The sequence below is a fragment of the Vibrio sp. DNB22_10_4 genome, assembly GCF_052879755.1.
Window position 1 is genome coordinate 29025 of sequence record NZ_JBNNXW010000016.1, and the last position, 23228, is coordinate 52252.

23 protein-coding genes are annotated in these 23228 nt (G+C 48.5%); 15 read left to right on the forward strand and 8 right to left on the reverse strand.

Annotated elements, in window-relative coordinates:
* Positions 1–13: 13 nt before the first annotated feature.
* From accC to ACVA6Q_RS21830, 6 genes are all read left to right on the forward strand, one after another.
* Entirely contained in the window at positions 14–1357 is a 1344-nt protein-coding gene (accC, locus tag ACVA6Q_RS21805) for an acetyl-CoA carboxylase biotin carboxylase subunit (protein WP_446648923.1), read from the forward strand.
* A gap of 104 nt (positions 1358–1461) precedes the next feature.
* Positions 1462–2343: a 50S ribosomal protein L11 methyltransferase gene (gene prmA, locus ACVA6Q_RS21810; RefSeq protein ID WP_353497336.1), complete on the forward strand. Its 882-nt coding sequence runs from the start codon at positions 1462–1464 to the stop codon at positions 2341–2343.
* A 200-nt stretch (positions 2344–2543) separates the two neighbouring features.
* Positions 2544–3512: a tRNA dihydrouridine synthase DusB gene (gene dusB / locus ACVA6Q_RS21815; protein ID WP_112462363.1), complete on the forward strand. Its 969-nt coding sequence runs from the start codon at positions 2544–2546 to the stop codon at positions 3510–3512.
* 23 nt (positions 3513–3535) lie between these two features.
* Positions 3536–3832, forward strand: a complete 297-nt coding sequence (gene fis / locus ACVA6Q_RS21820) for a DNA-binding transcriptional regulator Fis (protein ID WP_042478607.1) — start codon at positions 3536–3538, stop codon at positions 3830–3832.
* 189 nt (positions 3833–4021) lie between these two features.
* Positions 4022–4450 carry a VOC family protein gene (locus ACVA6Q_RS21825; protein WP_353497337.1) on the forward strand — a complete coding sequence of 143 codons (429 nt, stop codon included), beginning with the start codon at positions 4022–4024 and terminating at the stop codon, positions 4448–4450.
* A 238-nt stretch (positions 4451–4688) separates the two neighbouring features.
* Positions 4689–6335 (forward strand): methyl-accepting chemotaxis protein, encoded by a 1647-nt coding sequence (locus ACVA6Q_RS21830; RefSeq protein WP_446648924.1) that lies wholly within the window; start codon positions 4689–4691, stop codon positions 6333–6335.
* Positions 6336–6383: 48 nt separating this feature from the next.
* Here ACVA6Q_RS21830 and zntR read toward each other — a convergent pair whose 3' ends face one another.
* A complete protein-coding gene (gene zntR, locus ACVA6Q_RS21835; protein ID WP_446648925.1) occupies positions 6384–6797 on the reverse strand; it encodes a Zn(2+)-responsive transcriptional regulator in 414 nt (137 codons plus the stop codon).
* 10 nt (positions 6798–6807) lie between these two features.
* Between zntR and ACVA6Q_RS21840 the strand changes: the two genes are divergently transcribed.
* From ACVA6Q_RS21840 to purD, 3 genes are all read left to right on the forward strand, one after another.
* A complete protein-coding gene (locus tag ACVA6Q_RS21840) occupies positions 6808–6987 on the forward strand; it encodes a hypothetical protein (RefSeq protein ID WP_446648944.1) in 180 nt (59 codons plus the stop codon).
* Between the two features lie 102 nt (positions 6988–7089).
* The gene (gene purH / locus ACVA6Q_RS21845) at positions 7090–8682 is read left to right on the forward strand and encodes a bifunctional phosphoribosylaminoimidazolecarboxamide formyltransferase/IMP cyclohydrolase (RefSeq protein ID WP_446648926.1); all 1593 of its coding nucleotides are present in this window, start codon (positions 7090–7092) and stop codon (positions 8680–8682) included.
* A gap of 119 nt (positions 8683–8801) precedes the next feature.
* Positions 8802–10088, forward strand: coding sequence for a phosphoribosylamine--glycine ligase (gene purD, locus ACVA6Q_RS21850; protein ID WP_446569875.1), 1287 nt, complete (start codon positions 8802–8804; stop codon positions 10086–10088).
* A gap of 68 nt (positions 10089–10156) precedes the next feature.
* Here the strand turns inward: purD and ACVA6Q_RS21855 are convergent, their stop codons facing one another.
* Together ACVA6Q_RS21855 and hupA are read right to left on the reverse strand one after the other, a co-directional pair.
* Complete coding sequence (locus tag ACVA6Q_RS21855; RefSeq protein ID WP_353497342.1) at positions 10157–10843, reverse strand: DUF1481 domain-containing protein; 687 nt, start codon at positions 10841–10843, stop codon at positions 10157–10159.
* A gap of 213 nt (positions 10844–11056) precedes the next feature.
* Positions 11057–11329: a nucleoid-associated protein HU-alpha gene (gene hupA / locus ACVA6Q_RS21860; protein ID WP_006073404.1), complete on the reverse strand. Its 273-nt coding sequence runs from the start codon at positions 11327–11329 to the stop codon at positions 11057–11059.
* A gap of 319 nt (positions 11330–11648) precedes the next feature.
* Between hupA and ACVA6Q_RS21865 the strand changes: the two genes are divergently transcribed.
* Positions 11649–12806: a CNNM domain-containing protein gene (locus tag ACVA6Q_RS21865; RefSeq protein ID WP_446648927.1), complete on the forward strand. Its 1158-nt coding sequence runs from the start codon at positions 11649–11651 to the stop codon at positions 12804–12806.
* Between the two features lie 95 nt (positions 12807–12901).
* Here ACVA6Q_RS21865 and ACVA6Q_RS21870 read toward each other — a convergent pair whose 3' ends face one another.
* Positions 12902–14791, reverse strand: coding sequence for a putative ATP-dependent zinc protease (locus ACVA6Q_RS21870; RefSeq protein WP_446648928.1), 1890 nt, complete (start codon positions 14789–14791; stop codon positions 12902–12904).
* A gap of 299 nt (positions 14792–15090) precedes the next feature.
* Here ACVA6Q_RS21870 and ACVA6Q_RS21875 point away from each other — a divergent pair, with 299 nt between their 5' ends.
* Positions 15091–17424 carry a Tex family protein gene (locus ACVA6Q_RS21875; RefSeq protein WP_446648929.1) on the forward strand — a complete coding sequence of 778 codons (2334 nt, stop codon included), beginning with the start codon at positions 15091–15093 and terminating at the stop codon, positions 17422–17424.
* Positions 17425–17484: 60 nt separating this feature from the next.
* On the opposite strand, the gene ACVA6Q_RS21880 is transcribed toward ACVA6Q_RS21875, so the two are convergent.
* Positions 17485–17934: an ATP-dependent Lon protease gene (locus ACVA6Q_RS21880; RefSeq protein ID WP_112478666.1), complete on the reverse strand. Its 450-nt coding sequence runs from the start codon at positions 17932–17934 to the stop codon at positions 17485–17487.
* Between the two features lie 134 nt (positions 17935–18068).
* Positions 18069–18839, reverse strand: a complete 771-nt coding sequence (bioH, locus tag ACVA6Q_RS21885) for a pimeloyl-ACP methyl ester esterase BioH (RefSeq protein ID WP_446648930.1) — start codon at positions 18837–18839, stop codon at positions 18069–18071.
* Between the two features lie 82 nt (positions 18840–18921).
* Between bioH and ACVA6Q_RS21890 the strand changes: the two genes are divergently transcribed.
* The 4 genes from ACVA6Q_RS21890 to cysQ all read left to right on the forward strand — a co-directional run bounded on the left by ACVA6Q_RS21890 (position 18922) and on the right by cysQ (position 21897).
* On the forward strand, positions 18922–19605 hold the full coding sequence (locus ACVA6Q_RS21890) for a phosphoribosyltransferase family protein (protein WP_446648931.1): 684 nt from the start codon (positions 18922–18924) through the stop codon (positions 19603–19605).
* A 77-nt stretch (positions 19606–19682) separates the two neighbouring features.
* Complete coding sequence (gene nfuA, locus ACVA6Q_RS21895; RefSeq protein ID WP_446648932.1) at positions 19683–20309, forward strand: Fe-S biogenesis protein NfuA; 627 nt, start codon at positions 19683–19685, stop codon at positions 20307–20309.
* A gap of 201 nt (positions 20310–20510) precedes the next feature.
* Positions 20511–21068 (forward strand): ADP compounds hydrolase NudE, encoded by a 558-nt coding sequence (gene nudE, locus ACVA6Q_RS21900; RefSeq protein ID WP_446648933.1) that lies wholly within the window; start codon positions 20511–20513, stop codon positions 21066–21068.
* 1 nt (position 21069) lies between these two features.
* On the forward strand, positions 21070–21897 hold the full coding sequence (gene cysQ / locus ACVA6Q_RS21905; protein ID WP_446648934.1) for a 3'(2'),5'-bisphosphate nucleotidase CysQ: 828 nt from the start codon (positions 21070–21072) through the stop codon (positions 21895–21897).
* A 71-nt stretch (positions 21898–21968) separates the two neighbouring features.
* On the opposite strand, the gene ACVA6Q_RS21910 is transcribed toward cysQ, so the two are convergent.
* Entirely contained in the window at positions 21969–22730 is a 762-nt protein-coding gene (locus ACVA6Q_RS21910) for a type II secretion system protein N (protein ID WP_446648935.1), read from the reverse strand.
* A complete protein-coding gene (locus ACVA6Q_RS21915) occupies positions 22731–23225 on the reverse strand; it encodes a type II secretion system protein M (protein WP_353497352.1) in 495 nt (164 codons plus the stop codon).
* Between the last annotated feature and the right edge of the window lie 3 nt (positions 23226–23228).

Here is a 23228-nt window from a genome sequence, read left to right on the forward strand (position 1 = left end):
CGGGGCTTTGACTATGTTAGATAAAGTCGTTATCGCAAACCGAGGTGAAATTGCACTTCGTATTTTGCGCGCTTGTAAAGAGCTAGGTATCAAGACGGTTGCTGTTCACTCAACAGCGGACCGCGACCTTAAGCACGTATTGCTTGCTGATGAAGCCATCTGTATTGGTCCAGCTCGCGGTATTGATAGCTACCTAAATATCCCACGCATCATCTCAGCAGCTGAAGTGACAGGTGCCGTGGCGATCCACCCTGGTTACGGTTTCCTCTCTGAGAACGCTGATTTTGCAGAGCAAGTCGAGCGTTCTGGATTCATCTTCATTGGTCCAAAAGCGGACACTATTCGCATGATGGGCGACAAAGTATCGGCTATCACAGCAATGAAAAAAGCGGGCGTACCATGTGTGCCTGGTTCAGACGGCCCACTAGACGACGATGAAGCGAAGAACAAAGCGCACGCCAAGCGCATTGGCTACCCAGTTATCATCAAAGCCTCTGGTGGTGGCGGTGGTCGCGGTATGCGTGTTGTTCGCAGCGAAGCTGAGTTAGTCGAATCCATTGCCATGACACGTGCAGAAGCAAAAGCTGCTTTCAACAACGACATTGTTTACATGGAGAAATTCCTAGAAAACCCTCGTCACGTTGAAGTACAGGTTATCGCAGACGGTCAAGGCGGTGCTATCCACCTAGGTGAACGTGACTGTTCAATGCAGCGTCGTCACCAAAAGGTTGTTGAAGAAGCTCCAGCCCCAGGCATCACTGAAGAGATGCGTAAGTACATCGGTGAACGCTGTACTCGTGCATGTCTCGAAATCGGTTACCGCGGCGCAGGTACGTTTGAGTTCCTATACGAAAACGGCGAGTTCTACTTCATCGAAATGAACACGCGTATTCAGGTAGAGCACCCAGTAACAGAGATGGTGACTGGCGTTGACCTAATCAAAGAGCAGCTACGCGTTGCAGCAGGCCAACCACTGTCGTTCACTCAGGATGACATCAAACTGCGTGGTCATGCGATTGAATGTCGTATCAACGCGGAAGATCCTGAGCGCTTCCTACCATGTCCAGGTACCATCACCCGCTTCCACGCGCCGGGCGGTATGGGCGTTCGTTGGGAATCGCACATCTACACGGGCTACACAGTACCACCGCACTACGATTCAATGGTCGGTAAGCTGATTACTTTCGGTGAGAACCGTGATGTAGCGATTGCTCGAATGAAGAATGCACTGGGTGAGATGTTCATTGAAGGCATCAAGACCAACATTCCTCTACAAGAAGCGATCATGAATGATGAGAACTTCCAACACGGCGGTGCTAACATTCATTACCTAGAGAAGAAGCTTGGCCTGAGCTAATCACTTCCCTCTTGAGAAAAACCCGCCACGGCGGGTTTTTTTATGCTCAGTGTCAGTGAATCTGCTACACTCTGCGCAAAATTCACCTTGCTAGGACCCAACTTATGCCTTGGATTCAAATTAAACTCAACGCGACCAATGAAAATGCAGAGCAAATCGGCGACATGCTGATGGAAGAAACGGGCGCACTGTCTGTCACTTTCCTAGATGCGCACGATACGCCTGTATTTGAGCCGCTGCCTGGTGAGACCCGTTTATGGGGCGATACTGATATCGTCGCACTATACGATGCCGAAGCAGACACCAAATGGGTGGTTGAGACAATTAAAGGCAGCAATATGCTACCGGAAGGTTTCGCTCATAAAGTCGAGCAGCTAGAAGACAAGGACTGGGAACGTGAGTGGATGGAGAACTTCCACCCAATGAAGTTTGGTGAACGTTTGTGGATCTGCCCAAGCTGGCGCGATGTGCCAGAACCCGATGCCGTCAATGTGATGCTTGACCCTGGTCTAGCATTCGGTACCGGCACTCACCCAACGACAGCGCTTTGTCTAGAGTGGCTTGAGTCGCTCAACCTTGAGGGAAAAACGGTCATCGATTTTGGCTGTGGCTCAGGGATCCTAGCGATTGCCGCGATCAAACTTGGCGCTGCAAAAGTCATCGGGATCGACATTGATCCTCAAGCTCTGGTTGCGTCAAAAGACAACGCGCAGCGCAATGGCGTAGCAGACCAGTTAGAGCTATTCCTGCCACAAGATCAGCCAGAAGGCCTGATTGCCGATGTGGTCGTTGCCAACATTCTTGCAGGCCCGCTTCGCGACCTGTCTGGCATCATCAAAGGGCTCATTAAGCCAGGTGGTGAACTCGCGATGTCAGGCGTGCTAGATACCCAAGCAGAAGACGTGGCGAACTACTACCGCGATGATATGAGCATTGACCCTATCGTTGAACTGAACGAGTGGTGTCGCATCTCGGGCAAAAAATAACCACTCTCGTTTAAATAGCAGTGTTTTAGGAGCCAAAAACACTGCTATTTTTGCTCTAAAAGGAATACTTTTAGTACTAAGCGACTGAAAATGCGACAATTTGCAGAAACAAATTGTAAATGCTCAAATATTAGTCTTTTCACACACCGAAAAAATGCGTAAAATGCGCGCCCTTGCTTGTGTAAACCTGTGGCGATGTTTTGAAAATCGGACAATACCAACTTAAGAACAACCTCATTGTCGCACCCATGGCGGGTGTTACCGATAGACCGTTCCGTGAGTTGTGCCTTCGTTACGGTGCCGGTATGGCCGTCAGTGAAATGATGTCCTCAAACCCGAAACTGTGGAAAACAGCCAAGTCACAGCAGCGCATGGTGCACGAGGGCGAATCAGGTATTCGTTCAGTGCAAATAGCAGGTGCCGATCCAACGCTTATGGCGGAAGCGGCACAGTTCAGTGTTGAAAACGGTGCACAAATCATCGACATCAACATGGGCTGCCCTGCTAAAAAAGTGAATAAAAAACTGGCGGGTTCTGCTCTGCTTAAGTACCCAGATATCATTGAAGATATTCTGCGCACCGTAGTCGATGCCGTCGATGTCCCTGTGACATTAAAAACCCGTACAGGTTGGGATACAGACAATAAAAACTGTGTCCAAATTGCAAAACTAGCCGAAGACTGCGGCATACAGGCGCTCGCCCTTCATGGTCGAACTCGTACCTGCATGTACAAAGGCGAGGCAGAATACGACAGCATCAAAGCGGTAAAAGAAGCTGTCTCTATACCGGTTATCGCTAACGGTGATATCGATAGCCCAGAGAAAGCGAAATATGTACTGGATTACACTGGTGCAGACGCTTTGATGATTGGACGTCCGGCCCAAGGACGGCCATGGATTTTCGAGGAAATCCAACATTACTTGGAAAACGGCACACTGATGCCTGAGCGCCCGACTTCGGATGTGCAGGGTATTTTGCTTGGTCATGTTCAAGCACTTCACCAGTTTTATGGTGAGTTTTTAGGTCCACGCATCGCGCGTAAGCATGTTGGCTGGTATCTAAAGGAACATGAACAGGCGAGTGAGTTCCGCCGTACCTTCAACGCGATTGAGGCTGCAAATGAACAGCTCGACGCATTGCAAGGTTATTTTGACAACGTTGCATCATAATTACGAGAAGAGCTAAACCGATTATGTTCGAACAAAATTTGACTTCAGAACCATTGACAGTTACTACAGTAACATCTTCAGACCAAATCACACAGAAGCCGCTACGTGACTCTGTAAAAGCGTCTTTAAAGAACTACCTTGCTCAATTAAATGGTCAAGACGTCACTGAATTGTATGAACTAGTTCTAGCGGAAGTTGAACAGCCGCTACTAGACACCATCATGCAGTACACTCGCGGTAACCAAACTCGCGCAGCAACAATGATGGGTATCAACCGCGGTACTCTTCGTAAGAAGCTTAAGAAATACGGTATGAACTAATTCGCCTCTAGCGAACTATTTGAGATTAAAGGGTCTGGAGCACACGCTTCAGACCCTTTTCTTTGTCCGAATCTCGCTCAAATCCCCCTCAACAACTAATCTTAGATTCCCTCTTGACCTCAACTTAACTTGAGGATTTACCGTTAACGTCAGCGATTGTTTTTATTCAAACACAAACAAGGAGACGTTATGAAAAGCTACGTAGAACACGCCAATATTACCGTAATAGATGCCGAGCACAGTGTTGGACTGCTACTTGCTGCACTACCTGACTGGTCGATCCGAGGAGAAGGTCGAACCGATGATTGGTTTGGTAAACCGATGCGCTGGTATCACGTTGGAACAGAAGAGAGTTACATCACTATCCAAGATGGCGGCGAAGGAGAGGCCGGAACATGGCAGCAGCCTTGGATTGGAGTTAAACACATTGGCATTGTGGTCGACGATCTAAAAAAGACCATTTCACGACTTGAAGACGCTGGTTACCCGCTTGATCACATGGGTGGCGAACACCCCTATCGTCAAAGTGCCTATTTTCAAGACAAGCATCATGTCCAGTTTGAGTTTGTCGAGTATTTTTCTGAACTTGCCACTGAGCGCAATGACTATCAGTTATAGCTTTCGATTTGAGTCAACTTCAAAAGGAAGTGGGTTGTTATAAGTGGTTCTATACATAAGCAACCATGCCCACAAATGCAAAGCTGGGCTCAAACCCAGCTTTGTGACCCGCTTAATAATTAGACGATAGTGGCATAGAGTCAGCGCAGAACATGGCATAGGGTATAGCTATAACAACAATCAGCATGCCGAATGACTAAAGGTGATGCACTCTTTTTCCAAGAAAGGAATTCTTGCTATGACTACTCCGCTTCTGCGCCGCATTTCGATTCAACATCGACTGTTTCTGCTCATTGGACTCGTTTCCGTTGCTCTATTTATTCCACTCATTTTGGCACTGCTCGATTATCAGCAGTCATTAATGACCAACAAACAAAACAAGACCCAACACTTAGTGCAAACGGCTTATACCTTAGTGGAGCACTACCACCAGCAACACATCAAAGGAGAGATAAGTCTAGAACAAGCTAAGACAGGGGCAGCCAATGCCGTTCAAAGTCTTCGCTATGATGCCAATGATTACTTTTGGATCAACGATCTCACTCCCACCATGGTCATGCACCCAATGAAGCCAGCCCTCAATGGACAAGATCTTAGCCAAATTGCCGATCCCAACGGGAAGAAACTGTTTGTCGACATGGTTACCCTCGCTAAACAGCAGCAGTCAGGTCTTGTACATTACATGTGGCCAAAGCCAGGCTCTGAGTCTCCCGTCGAGAAAGTCTCTTACATCAAACTATTTAAGCCCTGGGGCTGGGTAATTGGCTCAGGTGTTTATGTCGATGATGTGAATGCGCTCACTTGGCAAGCCATCCAAAAGGTATTGATGAGTGTCATTGCCGCTCTGGCTGTTATGTTGGCAATTGCTTATATCATTGGCCGCAGCATCATCAAGCCATGCCGTGATACATTGGCGGCGTTAGACGATATTGCCAGTGGCGATGGCGATTTGTCGCAGACCCTACCCGAAACCGGAAGTGATGAGCTGAGCCATATTGCGAAAGCGTTCAATCAATTCACCCACAAGCTCGAGAGCATCATTCGTGATATCAAGCCTGTCACCGAGGACATTACTCAAGCGGCCATCGCGCTAAATACCGTTGCTCAGCAAGGCGCAGCTCAATCAGAGCAACAGCAGCAAGCGGTCGATACTGTTGCCTCTGCGATGAATGAGCTTCATGCCAGTAACAGAGAAGTCGCGAATTCCGCCCAGCAGGCTGCTGAGGCCGCTCAGGAAGCGAGCTCTCAAGGTCAACACGGCGGTGAAGTGATTGAGCGTGCCACCTCACATATGCAGGCATTATCGATGCAGCTCACTGAAACGGACCAAAACATTCAGATGCTAGCAACAGAAACGCAGGAAGTGGGCTCTGTGCTTGAGGTCATTCGCGGCGTCGCCGAGCAAACCAATCTATTGGCACTCAACGCTGCTATAGAAGCCGCTCGAGCAGGTGAACAAGGGCGTGGATTTGCCGTAGTCGCGGACGAAGTAAGAACGCTTGCGACTCGAACTCAGAGCAGTACCGATGAGATTGAGCAGATCATTCAAAAGCTGCAAACCCAAGCGGCAGAGGTCAGCCAGTCAATGACGTTGACGCAACAGCAATCCACGGCAACTATCGAGCACACGGAACAAGCAAGACAAGCACTGCAGCAAATCGACCAACGCATCAGTGCCATTGCCTCTCTCAATGAGCTAATTGCCGCAGCGAGCTCTCAGCAAACCTTAGCGACCGATGAAATCAGTCAAAATCTGACGCAAATTGCCGATCATGGCAGCCAGTCGGCCAATGAGGCGAAAAAGCTGGCCGAAGCCAGTGAGCAATTGATGGAGAATGGCAACACATTAAGTATCGGTGTGGGCGCATTTAAAGTGCAATCGTAAGCCGCACTCAGTAATAAGGGAGGCAATGTCTCCCTTATCTTCTTTTCGTCACGATTTTTCATCTGCGACTTCTAGAGCCGCGAGTATTGAGCAGTGGCTCGCGTCATGGTCATGTCCACAACAGGCATCATTGATCTTCTTAAGCGCGGCACGAATCCTGGTAAGTTCAGCGATTTTGTCATCAATGAGTTCAAGCTTGCTAGAGGTAATGGCTTTTACTTCAGAGCAGCTGTGCTCGGTGGCCTCAAGCTTAATTCCAAGCAGCTCTTTAATTTCATCTAAGCTCAGACCCACCTCTTTCGCCTTAAGAACAAAACGAACTTGCCTTTGACTCTCTTCATTATAGAGACGGTAACCCGAGTCACTGCGACCAACAGGCGCAATCAATTGGTTCTTTTCATAAAAACGCAACGTATCTGACGTCACCTTGCAGCGTTTTGCTAACTCACCTATTTGAAACATAACCGTTTAAATTAACCTCTTTGTTACAAAAGTGTTCTTTAATAGGCTTTTTTGCACTTTTTTTGCCTATGCCAAACGATTGCGCGAGCTTTTTTGTAATAGATTGGTTAGAATACGCGCCATCGCCACCCCGGTGGTAAAAATACCAAGGGTATTTGCCCAACAGACGACTGGGTCGCCTCAATCATGAAAGAACCCGTCCTGTTTGGCAACTATCTTTAAATCCGCAGAGCAAACCAATCGTTTGCCCTGTACACAGCAACACAATCTGTGACTTTGAGGAAACAGAAGCATGAGTAACGCTCGTCCAATTCGCCGCGCTTTAATCAGCGTATCTGACAAAACTGGTATCGTTGAGTTCGCACAAGCACTAGCACAACGCGGTGTTGATATCCTTTCTACTGGTGGTACTGCTCGCCTTCTTGCTGAGCAAGGCATCGCAGTAACTGAAGTATCTGACTACACTGGCTTCCCAGAGATGATGGATGGTCGTGTTAAGACGCTACACCCGAAAGTACACGGTGGTGTGCTAGGTCGTCGCGGTCAAGACGACGACGTGATGGCGACTCACGGCATCAACCCAATCGATATGGTTGTGGTTAACCTATACCCATTTGCTGCAACCGTAGCAAAAGAAGGCTGTACGCTAGAAGACGCAGTGGAAAACATCGATATCGGTGGTCCAACTATGGTTCGCTCTGCAGCGAAAAACCACAAAGACGTCACTATCGTTGTTAACGCACACGACTACGAGCGCGTTATTGCTGAAATGGACGCAAACGACAAATCTCTTACTCTAGAGACACGTTTCGACCTCGCTATCGCAGCGTTTGAGCACACAGCCTCTTACGACGGCATGATCGCTAACTACTTCGGCACTATGGTTCCATCTTACGGTGAGAACAAAGAGGGTGATGCTGAATCTAAGTTCCCGCGCACGTTTAACCAACAGTTCGTGAAAAAGCAAGACATGCGCTACGGTGAGAACAGCCACCAAGACGCTGCGTTCTACGTAGAAGCAAACCCAGAAGAAGCGTCTGTATCTACCGCTCGCCAAATCCAAGGTAAAGCTCTGTCTTACAACAACATCGCCGACACTGACGCAGCACTTGAGTGTGTGAAAGAGTTTGATGAGCCAGCTTGCGTTATCGTTAAGCACGCCAACCCATGTGGCGTTGCGCTAGGCAAAGACATCCTAGAAGCGTATGACCGCGCTTACAAAACTGACCCAACGTCAGCATTTGGCGGCATCATCGCATTCAACCAAGAGCTAGATGCAGAAACAGCGAAAGCGATTGTTGAGCGTCAGTTCGTTGAAGTCATCATCGCACCTTCTGTTTCATCTGAAGCAGTAGAAGTGGTTGCCGCTAAGAAAAACGTTCGCCTACTAGAGTGTGGTGAGTGGACAACTAAGACGACTGGCTTTGACGTTAAACGCGTTAACGGTGGTCTTCTGGTTCAAGACCGCGACCAAGGCATGGTATCGCTAGATGACCTTAAAGTGGTTTCTAAGCGTCAACCAACAGAAGAAGAGCTAAAAGACGCACTATTCTGCTGGAAAGTGGCTAAGTACGTTAAGTCAAACGCGATCGTTTACTCGAAAGGCGACATGACTATCGGTGTAGGCGCAGGTCAAATGAGTCGCGTGTACTCTGCAAAAATCGCAGGCATTAAAGCAGCAGACGAAGGCCTACAGGTTGAAGGCTGCGTGATGGCATCCGATGCGTTCTTCCCATTCCGTGATGGTATTGACGCTGCAGCAGAAGCTGGCATCAAGTGCGTTATCCAACCAGGTGGCTCTATGCGTGATGACGAAGTTATCGCAGCGGCGGACGAGCATGGCATGGCGATGATCTTTACAGGCATGCGCCACTTCCGTCACTAATTCGTTTTTGGTTCTCCCTCTTACTAAGGGGGAGTTAGAGGGGGTCAGTTTGCGAGATCGCGATTTACCCCTCCCAGCCTCCCCTTATTAAGGGGAGGAGCAAAATCAAAGGATATATTATGAACGTTCTAATTATTGGTGCTGGTGGTCGTGAGCACGCTCTGGGTTGGAAAGTGGCTCAGAATCCAAATGTTGAAACTGTTTTCGTGGCACCAGGTAACGCAGGTTCTGCGCTTGAGCCTAAGCTAGAAAACGTTGCGATTGACGTTGAAGACATTCAAGGTCTGGTAGCGTTTGCAAAAGAGAAAAACATCGAGCTAACGATTGTAGGTCCTGAAGCACCGCTTGTAATTGGTGTTGTGGATGCATTCCAAGAGGCCGGCCTAGCGATCTTTGGCCCGACTCAAGCAGCCGCTCAGCTAGAAGGCTCTAAAGCGTTCACCAAAGACTTCCTAGCTCGTCACGCTATCCCAACCGGCGCTTACGCTAACTTCACTGAAATTGAGCCTGCATTGGCTTACGTTCGCGAGCAAGGTGCTCCGATCGTAGTTAAGGCTGACGGTCTTGCGGCTGGTAAAGGTGTGATCGTTGCGATGACGCTAGAAGAAGCAGAAGACGCAATTAAAGACATGCTGGCTGGCAACGCATTTGGCGACGCTGGTAGCCGCGTGGTTATCGAAGAATTCCTAGACGGCGAAGAAGCAAGCTTCATCGTGATGGTTGATGGCGAAAACGTATTGCCAATGGCAACCAGCCAAGACCACAAACGCGTTGGTGATAAGGACACAGGGCCTAACACTGGCGGCATGGGCGCTTACTCTCCGGCTCCAGTTGTCACGCAAGAAATCCACAACCGCATTATGGAAGAGGTTATCTACCCAACCGTTCGCGGCATGGCTTCAGAAGGTAACCCATATACAGGTTTCCTATACGCGGGTCTGATGATCGACAAAGATGGTACGCCTAAGGTTATCGAATATAACTGCCGTTTCGGTGACCCAGAAACTCAACCTATCATGATGCGTATGCAATCTGACATGGTTGAGCTTTGCCAAGCTGCGATCGACAAGAAGCTAGACCAAGTTGAGTCTAAGTGGGATCCACGTGCTTCTATCGGTATCGTTCTAGCTGCAGGTGGCTACCCAGCGTCTTACAACAAAGGTGATGTTATCTCTGGCCTACCAACAACAGAAGTGGAAGGCGAGAAGGTATTCCACGCAGGTACAGCAGACAAAGACGGCAATGTTGTGACTAACGGTGGTCGCGTACTATGCGCAACCGCACTAGGCAACACGGTATCTGAAGCTCAAGCACGCGCTTATGAGCTGACTAAGAAGATCAGTTGGGACGGCATGTTCCACCGCAACGACATCGGCTATCGTGCGATTGCTCGCGAGCAAAAGTAATTGAGCCAAGTTCAAAATGACAAAGGGTGCCAATCGGCACCCTTTTTTAATTTGTTCTGGGAAATGTATTAAATCAGTTCAGGTCTTGGAATGCAGTCTTTGGCGCCATCGGCCAACATCAGTAACTGCTCTACCCTTGCGCCAGTCAACCGTGTGCTGCCCAAGAACGCCACATAGCTTTCCACTTCAGCCAAACGAGAAACCACAAAACTTGGTAAGCTCTGCTCAAACTTAATATTATTGAATTCTATACCGCTGCACGTTTCTAGTGTCTCACCATCCCAGTGGCCTTGAACAAGCTCTAAGCCGTCACTGTCTTGCTCTTTTACTCGTTCAACTAACAGCGAAGCTTCACGTTGGTAATTTTCAAGCTGAGCTTTTTTCACTGGTAGCACTTTACCATTGCGGCGGTACTGCTGATAAATCGCCTCACCCTCTTTATTAAATCGTACGTGGATGCGGTAAGTCACGGATCCCGTTTCCAAGTCATTTTGTACCCCTTCACGTACAAACTCTCTCAGAGTATCGCCGCTCCAGCGATAATTTGATTGATACCAGCCGTAGTCATTCATGTTGACGTAATCAGCAGCACTATGAGGGCGAGTGAGTTTTTCGGTATACCAATAAAAACTGGTCGCATCACCCAATGTCTGGCCACCGGTATAGTCTGAAAATTGATTGATACTCGGAGAAGGAGAAGACGAACAGCCAAGCAAGCTAGCTGCGAGAAGCGAAACCAACAGTATTCTTTTCATAGTTGCGAGGCACCTCTATTGAACGCGCGATAAACGAATTACACCGAGTGACACAGTTAAGACAGTAAATGGTGCGTCGCGTTCAGTTAAATGAAGCTTAAAGTGAGGAGACAGATAGGTAATCGCGCTGATTCAAAACACGCTTAACAATCGATCCTGGGGAAGAATAAGATGGAGAGAACAGCACCGATGAAGCCATCGGTGCTGTAAAAATTATTTCACTGCGTCTTTCAGTGCTTTACCAGCAACGAATGCTGGAACGTTAGCAGCAGCGATTTGGATCTCTTCACCAGTCTTTGGATTACGACCAGTGCGAGCTGCACGGTGGTTTACTTTGAACGTACCAAAACCAATTAGTTGAACTTGGTCACCTTCAGTTAGCGCTTCAGATACGCCTGAAAGCGTCGCTTCTAGCGCTGCTTTAGCTTGTGCTTTAGATAGGTCAGCTTTTTCAGCGATAAAATCGATTAATTGGGTCTTGTTCATTAGGTTTCCCTTCTTCATGTTATCGAGTTAAAGCCCACTCTAAATCATAAAGCCCCCATCTGGCAAAGGTTTGTAGCGCTTCTTTATCGCTTATGACGTAGATTTAACCGTTTTATGAGCAATAACTCACAATTTGTTACCCAAAGATTAAGTTTGAAACCTTGTAATTTATTGCATAAAGTCCCATAAATGCACTGCGACTCAACTGATAAGCCTGATAAATTGGTCTGTCGCTACTGTTTTTAAGCACTCACCAACAATGCACAGGCTCATTTTTGCAGCAAAGTTAGGTTGATGTGTGCACTTACCTAGGAAATGAATGTTTCTTTTAACGGTTTATATTACTGTCGCTATTGGTGTCTCTTTTATCTGTTCGGTATTAGAGGCGGTACTTTTAAGTATCACCCCAAGCTATCTTGCTCAGTTGAGACAAAAGGGTCACCCTGCGGCAGAAAAGCTAACCAAGCTCAAAGCAGAGCTAGATAGACCCCTAGCGTCTATTTTGACCCTAAACACCATCGCCCACACTATCGGTGCGGCGAGTGCCGGTGCGCAAGCGGCAAAAGTGTTCGGTAGCCAATGGCTAGGCGTCTTCTCAGCAGTATTAACGCTGGCTATTCTGGTGTTGTCAGAAATCGTACCGAAAACCATTGGTGCGACCTACTGGCGTCAACTCGCTCCGGTTTCAGCCACTATCCTACGTTGGATGGTGTGGGCACTGACGCCATTTGTTTGGTTCTCAGAGCAAATTACAAAACGCCTAGCGCGCGGCCATGAAACGCCGAAAATGCGTGATGAGCTATCAGCAATGGCAATGCTAGCTAAAGAAAGCGGCGAGTTTGCGGAAGGCGAATCGAACATCTTGAATAACATTTTGAATATTCAAGACATCCCAGTAACGCAAGTAATGACGCCTCGTCCAGTGGTGTTCCGCGTACCGGCTGAGATGACCATCAATGAATTTTTGACTGAGCATAAAGAGACGCCGTTCTCACGCCCATTGGTGTACAGCCAGCAGAAAGACAACATTCTCGGCTTTGTACACCGCTTGGAGCTATTTAAGCTTCAACAGCAAGGCAGCGGCGAGAAGCAACTAGGATCGGTGATGCGCCCAATCCAGGTGTTGTTTAACACCATCATGTTGCCGAAAGCGTTTGAACAGATGATGGCGGCGCGCCTGCAAATCGCGATGATTGTCGACGAGTACGGCACCATACAAGGCATCATCACTCTAGAAGACATCTTCGAGCACTTGTTGGGACAAGAGATTGTCGATGAGGCGGACAAAACCACCGACATGCAAGAACTGGCTTATCAGCGCTGGGAAAACTGGAAAGAAAAACACAGCATCGTTGATAACTCAGACGATGATGACGAAGAAGCACCAGTCGAAAAGCCTGAGCCTCAAGCCCAAACGCCACAAAAAGCTGAAGAGACGAAAGACGAAACTAACTCTCAGGATAAGAAAGAGTCTTAAGCGCTCAATCTCAAAAAGCTCTGAATCTCTACAAGCACTCAAAATAAAATGGCCGCGAAGTTCGCGGCCATTTTTTTATATCCAGCAGGCTGTCGTTAGTGACTGCCTATCTCGTTGCCCAGCAGGAAGTTCTCATCACTACTGACCACAACGCCATACTTGAGGAAGTTCTTACCGAGAATCATACTGTAGTGGAAACGAGAGCGGTCTTGCAGGTTCACACGTACTGTTTTCTCAACATCGCCAAGTTTCACGCGCATATTGACCACAGGGCGAACATTGGCCTTCTCCCCAGCTTTAGCACGAATGCGCATCACATCCACCACTTCGCGGGTAAATTCTTGCTTCATACCCATGTCATTGGTGTAGGTGAAGGTCACCATTTTCTTGCCATCATTTTCAAACTGCTTGATGTTGGTCGCGTTCATTGAGCTGACGTCAGCACCCGTATCCAGTTTCACTGGGAAAGAGAGCCCTTCCACCGTGGCATTTTCAATATGCCCTGCCGTAAACACAGGGTAGGCATCGAGTAGGTTCTCACTGCGAGTATTCACCAGTACACCCGCCTTTGTGGCTTTCTTACCGATGATAAAGTATGGCTTATCCCCTTCATCGCTATCGAGTGCTTCAAGTGCAAACTCTACAGTAACGGTGCGATCACCAACGATGAACTCACCATCGACCACCGGCCTTACCGTATCGCCCACTTTGATGCGGCGTAAAATGGTTTTGCGGATCTTCTCTTCATTGCCTAAATCACTCGACAAGTAGTACTCCACTTTGTCGCGACCCTTAGCTTCAATGATTTCGAAACTGCTGACTTTCAGAAGCGGCGTGCTAACCGCAAACGACGGCTCGGCATCCAGCTCATAACCATCAAGGATCAGGCTTTCCGTTGGTGAGACCACCAGCGGCTTGTCTTTCATGCGAGCTGCAAAGCTCTGCTTTTTCTTCTCAAGCTTTCCTTTAGCACCGGTATCGACGATAAAGTTCTTGTTAAGCGTATTCAGACCTAGGCGAAGCTGAGTGCTCTGCTTCGAGCGATCTTTAAGGTAAACCTGAATCGTGCCTTCAAAGTCTTTACCACCCTTAAATGGCATAAAGATCATTGGGTACTCATTGCCTGACACTGAGAGCATTTTCACTAGCGGATACGTCACACGTTTTTGTGCGCCTTCCTTACCAACTAAATCGAAGCTCACTGAATTGGCTTTTTTGTCCACCTCAATATTTTGCGCATTGAGAATGCTGTAATTGTTCGACAAAGAGATACTGACATCAACTGGCACATCTGCCACCGAGCCGGACTCTCGGCGACCAATCACTTGTGCATCTTTTTGCTCTTGCAGGTAGTCGTATCCAGCCATAACCCATGCGTTGTTGGCTAGGAAAGTCTTACCGATCAAAATTGGGGCGCTAAAGCCGCTTCTATCTGTGAGATTCACTTCCGTGTCCACGGTCTTGCCCGCAATGGTCATTGGCAAAGTGACAACTGGGCGGTAGATAGGCGTCGAACTGGTGCGGCTTCGAATGACACTGGTGCGCGTCAATGGGCGCTCCATTTCAATCTTTTCACCCGTGTAAGGGTGGCGCAAAGTGAAGTTCACTACGCCTTGGAAGTTGCGCTCGTCATTATCGAACTCTTTTAGCCACCAGTCACTCGCTGAGCCACCATACTCATCGACGATGGTTTGCATCAGCTTCTCGTCACTGAGTCCTTGGTACTTAGGATTGTTACTGATGACCTTAATGTCTTCAGCGTGCATTGATGTGGTATCAGCGCCCGTATCGATTTTACCGACAAATGGAATGCCTTCGAGCGCTTCAATATCTTGGTAGTAAACACTTTCAACGCGTCCAAGGACAATCTTATCCTCAATAGAAAGAACCGGTGCTTGTGTAGTAGAGAGATCTGGTGCAGCCATAGCCCACCCGCTTGTCATTGTGGCTAGAATTAACGCCAATTTAGTTGCTGTAGTTTTCATTTTAATACATCCATTCATCGACTGGCTCTAAATACGCATGAGTTCCTAAGACAACGGTCGACTCACTTCGTTTACCGACTCCTTTAAACTTTACAGAAAATCAACGGAATATCCACGCGATTATCAATAAATTAGCAATTCCTCGTTTGGTTTCACCTTTCTCCATAGCAGAAACGTGTATCAGAAACGTGGCGCAGAAAAATGACCAGGGAATTGCAAATCACTGCTGATGCCCTTATATCCTATGGATATCTAGGAGCGCCTACGCACTCCCCACACAACAAAAAGAGAATACACGGATGAGCCAAGCTATCTGTCAACTGATTGCTAAAGAGCTGAACGTCAGTCACAAGCAAGTTGAAGCCGCCGTTACCCTGATTGATGACGGTAACACAGTTCCATTTATCGCTCGCTATCGAAAAGAGGTCACAGGGGGGCTGGATGATACCCAACTTCGCAACCTAGACTCTCGCCTGAGTTACCTGCGTGAATTGGACGACCGACGTCAGACGATTCTGAAATCCATTGACGATCAGGGCAAGCTTACAGCAGAGCTGCGCAGTGAAATTGAAAATGCGGACAACAAAACTCGTCTTGAAGATCTGTACCTACCGTACAAACCAAAACGTCGCACCAAAGGTCAGATTGCTATTGAGGCCGGTCTTGAGCCTCTAGCCGACTTATTGTGGACGGATCCAAGCAATGAACCTGAAACTGCTGCGTCAAATTACATCGACAGTGAAAAAGGCATTGCCGACAGCAAGGCCGCTTTGGATGGCGCACGAGCCATCATTATGGAGCGCATCGCAGAAGATGCCGACCTACTCGAGAAAGTACGCCAATACCTAAATCGCCATGCGGAACTGCGCTCACGCGTCGTGACTGGCAAAGAGCAAGATGGTGAAAAGTTTAAAGACTACTTTGAACACGATGAGGCAATGAGCAAAGTGCCGTCTCACCGTGCACTGGCGATGCTTCGCGGCCGCAATGAAGGCTTCTTGCAGCTATCGGTTAACGCCGACCCTGCCAACGAAGAAAACGCTCGTGAGTCCTACTGCGAAACTCTGATTGCTGAGCACTACGGCATTCATCTTAGCCAGGCACCGGCAGATGCATGGCGCAAACAAGTCATCAGCTGGGCATGGCGCATTAAAGTCTCCATGCACATGGAAACCGAACTGATGGGCGCACTCAAAGAGCGCTCTGAAGTCGACGCGATTACGGTATTTGCCACCAACTTGAAAGATCTGTTGATGGCCGCGCCCGCCGGTCCAAAAGCCACGCTTGGCCTCGACCCAGGTCTGCGCACCGGTTGTAAGGTCGCGGTGGTAGATGCCACTGGTAAAGTGCTCGCAACCGACACCATTTACCCGCATGTTCCTCAAAAACAGGTCGACAAAGCCGCCCATGCAGTGGATAAATTAGTTCGCCAATTTAACGTCGATTTGATTGCCATCGGTAACGGCACGGCATCGCGCGAGACCGATAGCTTTGCAGCAGATGTCATCAAACGCGGTAACTTAAAAGTGCAGAAGATCATCGTCAGTGAAGCCGGCGCGTCTGTGTATTCAGCATCTGAACTGGCAGCAAAAGAGTTCCCAAATATGGACGTATCCCTGCGCGGTGCGGTTTCTATTGCGAGACGTTTGCAAGATCCACTGGCGGAGCTTGTGAAGATCGACCCTAAATCCATCGGTGTGGGTCAGTATCAGCATGATGTAAGCCAGACCATGCTGGCTAAGCGTCTCGATGCCGTTGTGGAAGACTGTGTAAACGCTGTCGGTGTTGATGTAAACACCGCTTCTGCTGCGCTACTAACTCGTGTCGCGGGCTTATCTTCCACGCTGGCACAAAACATTGTCGACTACCGTGATGAAAACGGTCGCTTCGAAGCTCGTACCACACTTAAAAAAGTGGCGCGACTTGGCCCTAAAGCGTTTGAGCAGTGTGCTGGATTCCTACGTATCATGGATGGTAAGAACCCGCTTGATGCATCAGCAGTGCACCCAGAAGCTTACCCTGTGGTCAAAACCATTGCGGAGAAAACCGGTCGCGCAATGAAATCTATCATCGGTGACAGCAGCTTCCTTCGCACCGTCAATGCGGTTGATTACACCGATGAGACCTTCGGTCTACCAACGGTCACCGACATCATCCGAGAGCTAGATAAGCCTGGTCGAGACCCTCGCCCAGAGTTTAAAACGGCAACCTTCGCTGAAGGTGTCAACACTATCAACGATCTTGAGCCAGGCATGGTTCTCGAAGGCGTCGTTTCGAATGTGGCTAACTTCGGTGCGTTTGTGGATATCGGTGTTCACCAAGATGGTTTGGTGCACATCTCTGCGCTAACTGACAAGTTTGTCGCTGATCCGCGTGAAGTGGTGAAAGCCGGTGATATCGTAAAAGTGAAAGTCATGGAAGTGGATGCAGGCCGCAAGCGTATTGGTTTATCAATGCGCCTCAACGATGAACCTGGTGCGGATAACCGCCCCGCTCGTTCAAACAAACCTGCCCGTGGCAACCAGCGTGACAATCAGCGTGGCGGTCAACGTCAACGTTCAAATCACCAAGAAACAGGCAGCAGTGCAATGGGTGGGGCGTTCGCTGCCGCCTTCGCGAAAGCGAAAAAGTAACCTGCCCAAAAAAGCAAAAAGAGCACCTTGAGTGCTCTTTTTGCTTTCCAATAGTAAGCGTTATCCAACAGCAATAATATCCGAGGGCGTATTCGGTGCCACCGAGTGTCCATAGTGATAGCGAATCACCGTACGTCGCTTGGCCATTTTTCCTGCCATCAACGCTTCTTGAAGTACTTTGGCAGGCAAGCGAAAACGCATCGCATATCCCTTACCTTGAGACTGACTGTAACTGCTCAGTGACAGCAAATAAAACAGGCGCTCAATCGGGTCTTCACGTTCAGGAGACACTTCTTCAGCATCATAGTCTGGATGCTCCGCAGGATCCCATGCCGAACGTTTACGGCGCTTTTCTTCCTCATTAATTCGGCGCTCAGCATTCGTCCTTGCCAGCTCAACCGTAGGCACTATAGGTTCACGTACTTTGTTGTCACGCGCCGCCTGCTCGGTTTGTGGATTGACCGACGGGGCTATAACTGGGGCACTAACACTGTTAGGCGACACTATCATAGGTCACGCTCCTCTGCTGTGAGTGATTTTCGCCAAACCTCAACAACTAACCTAGACCGACGAGCCATCTATCTATTAGATTATCGGAAAAACAGTGCCAACCTTTACTTATTTGTGCAAAAAAACCGCAAAAATTAGCGACCTAACTCACGAACCCGAGCGATAAATTCAGCGGTTTCAGTAATAAAGGGAGCGTGGGAAGAGGCGGTAAAAATATGACTTTGATGAGTGTCCATCTGTTTATCTAACAAACTGGCGACGCGCACCGGCACCAAACCGTCTAAGCGCCCATACCATCGATGCACAGGCATGGTTAGCGCAGCAAGCTCACTGCGATAGTCGAGCTTATCTAACCACTGCAAGCCGAGCATCAATGCGTTAGGGCAAGGCATAGGCCTAGAAAGCACCGCTTGTTTGAGCAACTTAATATCTTGGCGTGCACTTGGACTACCCATAGCTTGCAGCGCCATAAAACGCTCAATCGTCACCGTGAAATTATCACTGAGCTGAGTCATAAACGCCGCGAGTACGTCTTGTTTAATCCCGCGCCACCCCTCTCCTTGGGAAAATTTTGGTGAACTCGCCAGGGTAACTAACTGACTGACACGCGCTGGATCCTCATGGGCAATGTATGTCGCAATCAACCCACCTAGTGACCAGCCAAGCCAAATGGCACGCTCTGGTGCTTCTGCTAGCAATGCGTTCACCAGCTCAGTCAAAGATTCGTAGCCAATTTGATGACTGTAGCCATAGCCAGGTAAATCAACCGTATGCACGGTGAAGTGCTCAGCCAGCTCACTAACGCATGCAGACCATACCGCGCCGTTCATGCCCCAACCGTGTACTAGCACCAAATCAGGTCCTTGCCCTTCCACCTGCCAATGTACTTTTGCCGAACTGCTCACACGATCTCCTACTGATTTGGTTCTTTTTCTGCTTCGAATTGTTCCATGCTAATAGGATTCCTTTACACGTCAACTCAGACCAATGCGATTTTTATCTCGGCTACCAAAACAATGTCATGTCTGCGGATTCACCATTAACCGCTCTCTTGGTCACAATCTATGGTGTGAGCACTGCCAGTCATTGTTTAACTTTGAACGTCATCGCTGCAGACGCTGTGGCCTGGCTATGGACAATACCGCCGAGATCTGCGGCACATGCCTCACCACACCGCCTCCGTGGCAAACGCTGACTTGTCTTGGCGATTACCGGCCACCTCTATCATCTTTTATCCAGCGCATAAAACAACATAGGGAGCCTTGGTTATTGCCACCGCTGAGTAAATTGCTCGCAGAACGTATCAACGATGAACCCGCACCACTGCTGATTTGTGTCCCGACGCTGCTTCATGTCGAATTAAAACGAGGCTTTAACCTTAGTGAGCTTCTGATGCTGCAACTCGCACAGCAGTTGCCAGAGGTCGAAACCGCAGACAGCGTTTTTCGCAAACACCACCACACCGCAACTCAAAAAACCCTCAATCGGCAACATAGACTGGAGAATGTACGCCAAGCGTTCTCTCTCCAACAAAGACCAACATCAAAACACGTCGCCATTATTGATGATGTGGTCACAACCGGCGCAACCGTTCGGCATCTGAGTGAATTATTACTTGAAGTGAACGTAGAAAAAATCGATATTTATTGTTTATGCCGTACCCCAAAGTAAGCCCACTGCTGGGTTATCAGCCAGATTGCGCAGAGGATGTGCAAAATTTTTTGGCATCTACTCGTGACAAGAGTAGAATGGGGGTAATAACCTACAATCTTACTCAGGTATTCGTCGTGTCAAATCCAATTACTATTACAGAAAGTGCTCAAAGCCACTTCGCTAAACTGCTGGCTCAACAGCCAGAGGGAACGAACATCCGTGTTTTTGTCGTTAACCCAGGCACTCAAAACGCTGAGTGTGGTGTGTCTTACTGCCCACCAGAAGCGGTTGAGTCGAACGACACCGAATTCAAGTATGAAATACTATCAGCCTACGTTGATGAGCTATCTCTACCATTTCTAGAAGATGCAGAGATCGACTTCGTTACCGACAAAATGGGTTCACAGCTAACGCTAAAAGCGCCAAACGCAAAAATGCGTAAAGTTTCCGATGATGCGCCACTGATGGAGCGTGTTGAGTACGCTATCCAAACTCAGGTTAACCCTCAGCTAGCGGGTCACGGTGGTCACGTAAGTTTGATGGAAATTACTGAAGAAGGGATCGCTATCGTCCAATTCGGCGGTGGCTGTAACGGTTGCTCAATGGTGGATGTAACACTAAAAGAAGGCATCGAGAAACAGCTTCTTCAAGAATTCTCTGGTGAGCTAACCGCAGTCAGAGATATGACAGAGCACGATCGCGGCGAGCATTCTTACTACTAGCAAGGATGGCTCATTGCCAATTTTGTTTTCGAATCGAGCGCCAAGGTAAACCTTTGCGCTCTTTTTTTTAGCACTACCATTTGGCGCGCGTCCAAATCCTATATATATTAATCACTAACTACTATTCGAGTGCCAAGTGCCTAATGTTTCAAACGATCAAGCGTTTCAGAAAACACTGGCACCCAGCGGAGGAGAACGCCCATGCCATCCAAAAAAGGACCTGAGATCTTAGCCCAAAAGACAGTAGCTGAATCTAGGCTATTTAAAATTGAGGCTTTAGACTTAGCGTTTTCGAACGGCGAAAAGCGCACGTATGAGCGCATGAAACCGAGTGGTCGCAATGCGGTCATGATGGTGCCGATCACTGAGCATGGGGATATCTTGCTGGTTCGCGAATATGCAGCAGGCACCGAGCGCTATGAGCTAGGTTTTCCAAAAGGACTCATCGATCTAGGGGAGAGTCCGGAGCAAGCGGCTGTACGTGAACTCAAAGAAGAGATTGGTTTTGGCGCCAACACGCTAACACCACTCAAAGAGGTGATTCTCGCGCCATCGTACTTCTCCAGTCGCATGACTTTGTTTGTTGCTCAAGACCTCTATCCAGAGCAACTCGAAGGGGACGAACCAGAGCCTCTAGAAATCGTGAAATGGCCATTGGCACAAGCCGATGAGCTACTTACTCATCTCGACTTCTCAGAAGCACGCAGTATTACCGCATTGCTACTAATGCTAAGAATGAAGTCAGAGTTGGGGTTATAACGTGGCAACAAGACATTTAGATTTATCGCATCACCTTCCTGCTGTCATCGACATCGCGCGTCAGGCTGGCCAGCTTATTCTCGACATCTATGAGAACAAAGACTACGAAGCCTTTATCAAGGATGACGAAACCCCAGTGACCAGCGCTGACTTAGCTGCGCATAAACTGATTATGGAAAAGCTCTCTGAGCTGACGCCAGATATCCCTGTTTTGTCTGAAGAAGCAGCGGATATTAGTTTAGAGCAGCGCTCACAATGGAGCACTTATTGGCTAGTAGACCCGCTTGATGGCACTCAAGAGTTCATCGCTCGCAGCGGCGACTTTGCGACCATCATTGCATTAGTGAGCAACAACAAGCCAATCATGGGAGTCGTGTACGCACCGGTGTCCGGCGTGACCTATCACGCTTATGAAGGCAAAGGGGCATGGAAAATTCCAAGCCTAGGAGAAAGCCTGCGCATCAAAATACTCAAACATGAGATGCCACAGCAATCTATCGCTATTGCCATTAGCCGCCGTCAGAATATCAATCGCATCACAAAGCGAATGAGCTCTGCCTGGAACTATGACTTAGTGCCTCTTGGTTCTGCCGCGCTCAAAGCCTGCTTGGTCGCGGAAGGCGCTGTCGATTGCTATCTGCGCCTAGGACCCACTGGCGAGTGGGACACAGCGGCGACACAATGCATTGTTGAAGAAGCCGGTGGTACCATTGTTGATACCGAGCTAGAGCCACTCTCTTACAACAAGCGCGAAACACTCGAGAACCCTAATTTTATTGTGATTGGTGATCGAGATCTGCCGTGGGATCAGATCCTAGTACAAAGCTAACACGTCGCTGTAAACCACTCAAATACAGAAAAGGAGGCTTAGCCTCCTTTTCTGTTTAAACTAGCGCTCGCTTAAAAGCGCCCTTGATAATTAAACGAATACCGTCCTTCGCCATCTGGATTGCCAAGCCATTTCAACTGCTGACGCATGTTAGTCGGAAACTCAGATTCAGGCTTAAACCACGCCTGTGATTGATACTGTCTATTCGGCGTTACACTCGCAGAGAACTCACTCGACACCTGATTACTGTTTTGGCGACCCGCAGCTGAAAGCACACTGTCGTCACAAGATACGTCTACAATTGTCGGCCCCAGTCCTAAGCTACCGATAGGCGACTCAATGTACCCAGCATTCCACGACAAACTCCCGTCACCACTGGCACACCATGGCGATGCATAATTGAGAGACTTAATGGCAAGCTCTAACTGCCCCCCCGCTTTAATCGGCACTGGAATAGGTGCGTACTGAACCACGGTATCTGCAGGTATTGAAGCAAGAACATTCTCAAGGTAAGCACCAGACATGCTCACACCAAGATTTCCCCGCCCCGATAAACCCAACGAGCTGCCGCGACCAAAGCGTAATGAATACTCCGGAGAGAGCGTCATAAGACTAGACCAACTAAACTGCCATGACACATCACCAATGGAATATTGCTGGAATCGAACATTCTGCGCATTGCCCTGCCAAATAGTGCCAGTAGTGCCATCCAGAGCGAGCTCTCTAGGCATCGGGGCATAGCTCATCACAACACTGGCAGGCAGGTGGTAAATCGCGCTAGCGGCAAAAACTGTGGTACACAATAAGCTGTATTTGATGACTTTTTTTACCACTTAGCCACCTCTTTTAAATTGCAATCGGTTGACGTCAATAACGCCATTTTTATCGGTCTTGTCGATATCCAGGATCTCAACCGTCACACCGTGATTGTCTTGTAAGTAAAACAGCCAATTAACAAAGAACTCAAACGGAATCGGCTTAATCCATACCTGCAACTGATCGTTGCGTGGTTGCATACGAATGAGCTCAATACTGAATCGATTGGTCGACGAGGTAATCACGCGGTTAAGCGGATCCTTAGAGACAACCACCCCACCCGCTTGTCTCTGCTGAGATATATCGTCCGCTTTTTGCTTCACCCATGTAAGCAGCTGCCTCTCCGACTGGATACGCGACTGCGCAAGCTCAGTACGTTGAGCAAAAGGGGCTAAGATTCCCCAATAAACAATGCCAAGCAAGATCACCAGTGAGCAAGCCACGACCAGTCGCTGCTCTCGCTGGCTGATACTCAGCCACCAGCTTTGTAGGTTCAGTAATAATCCTTTCATTAC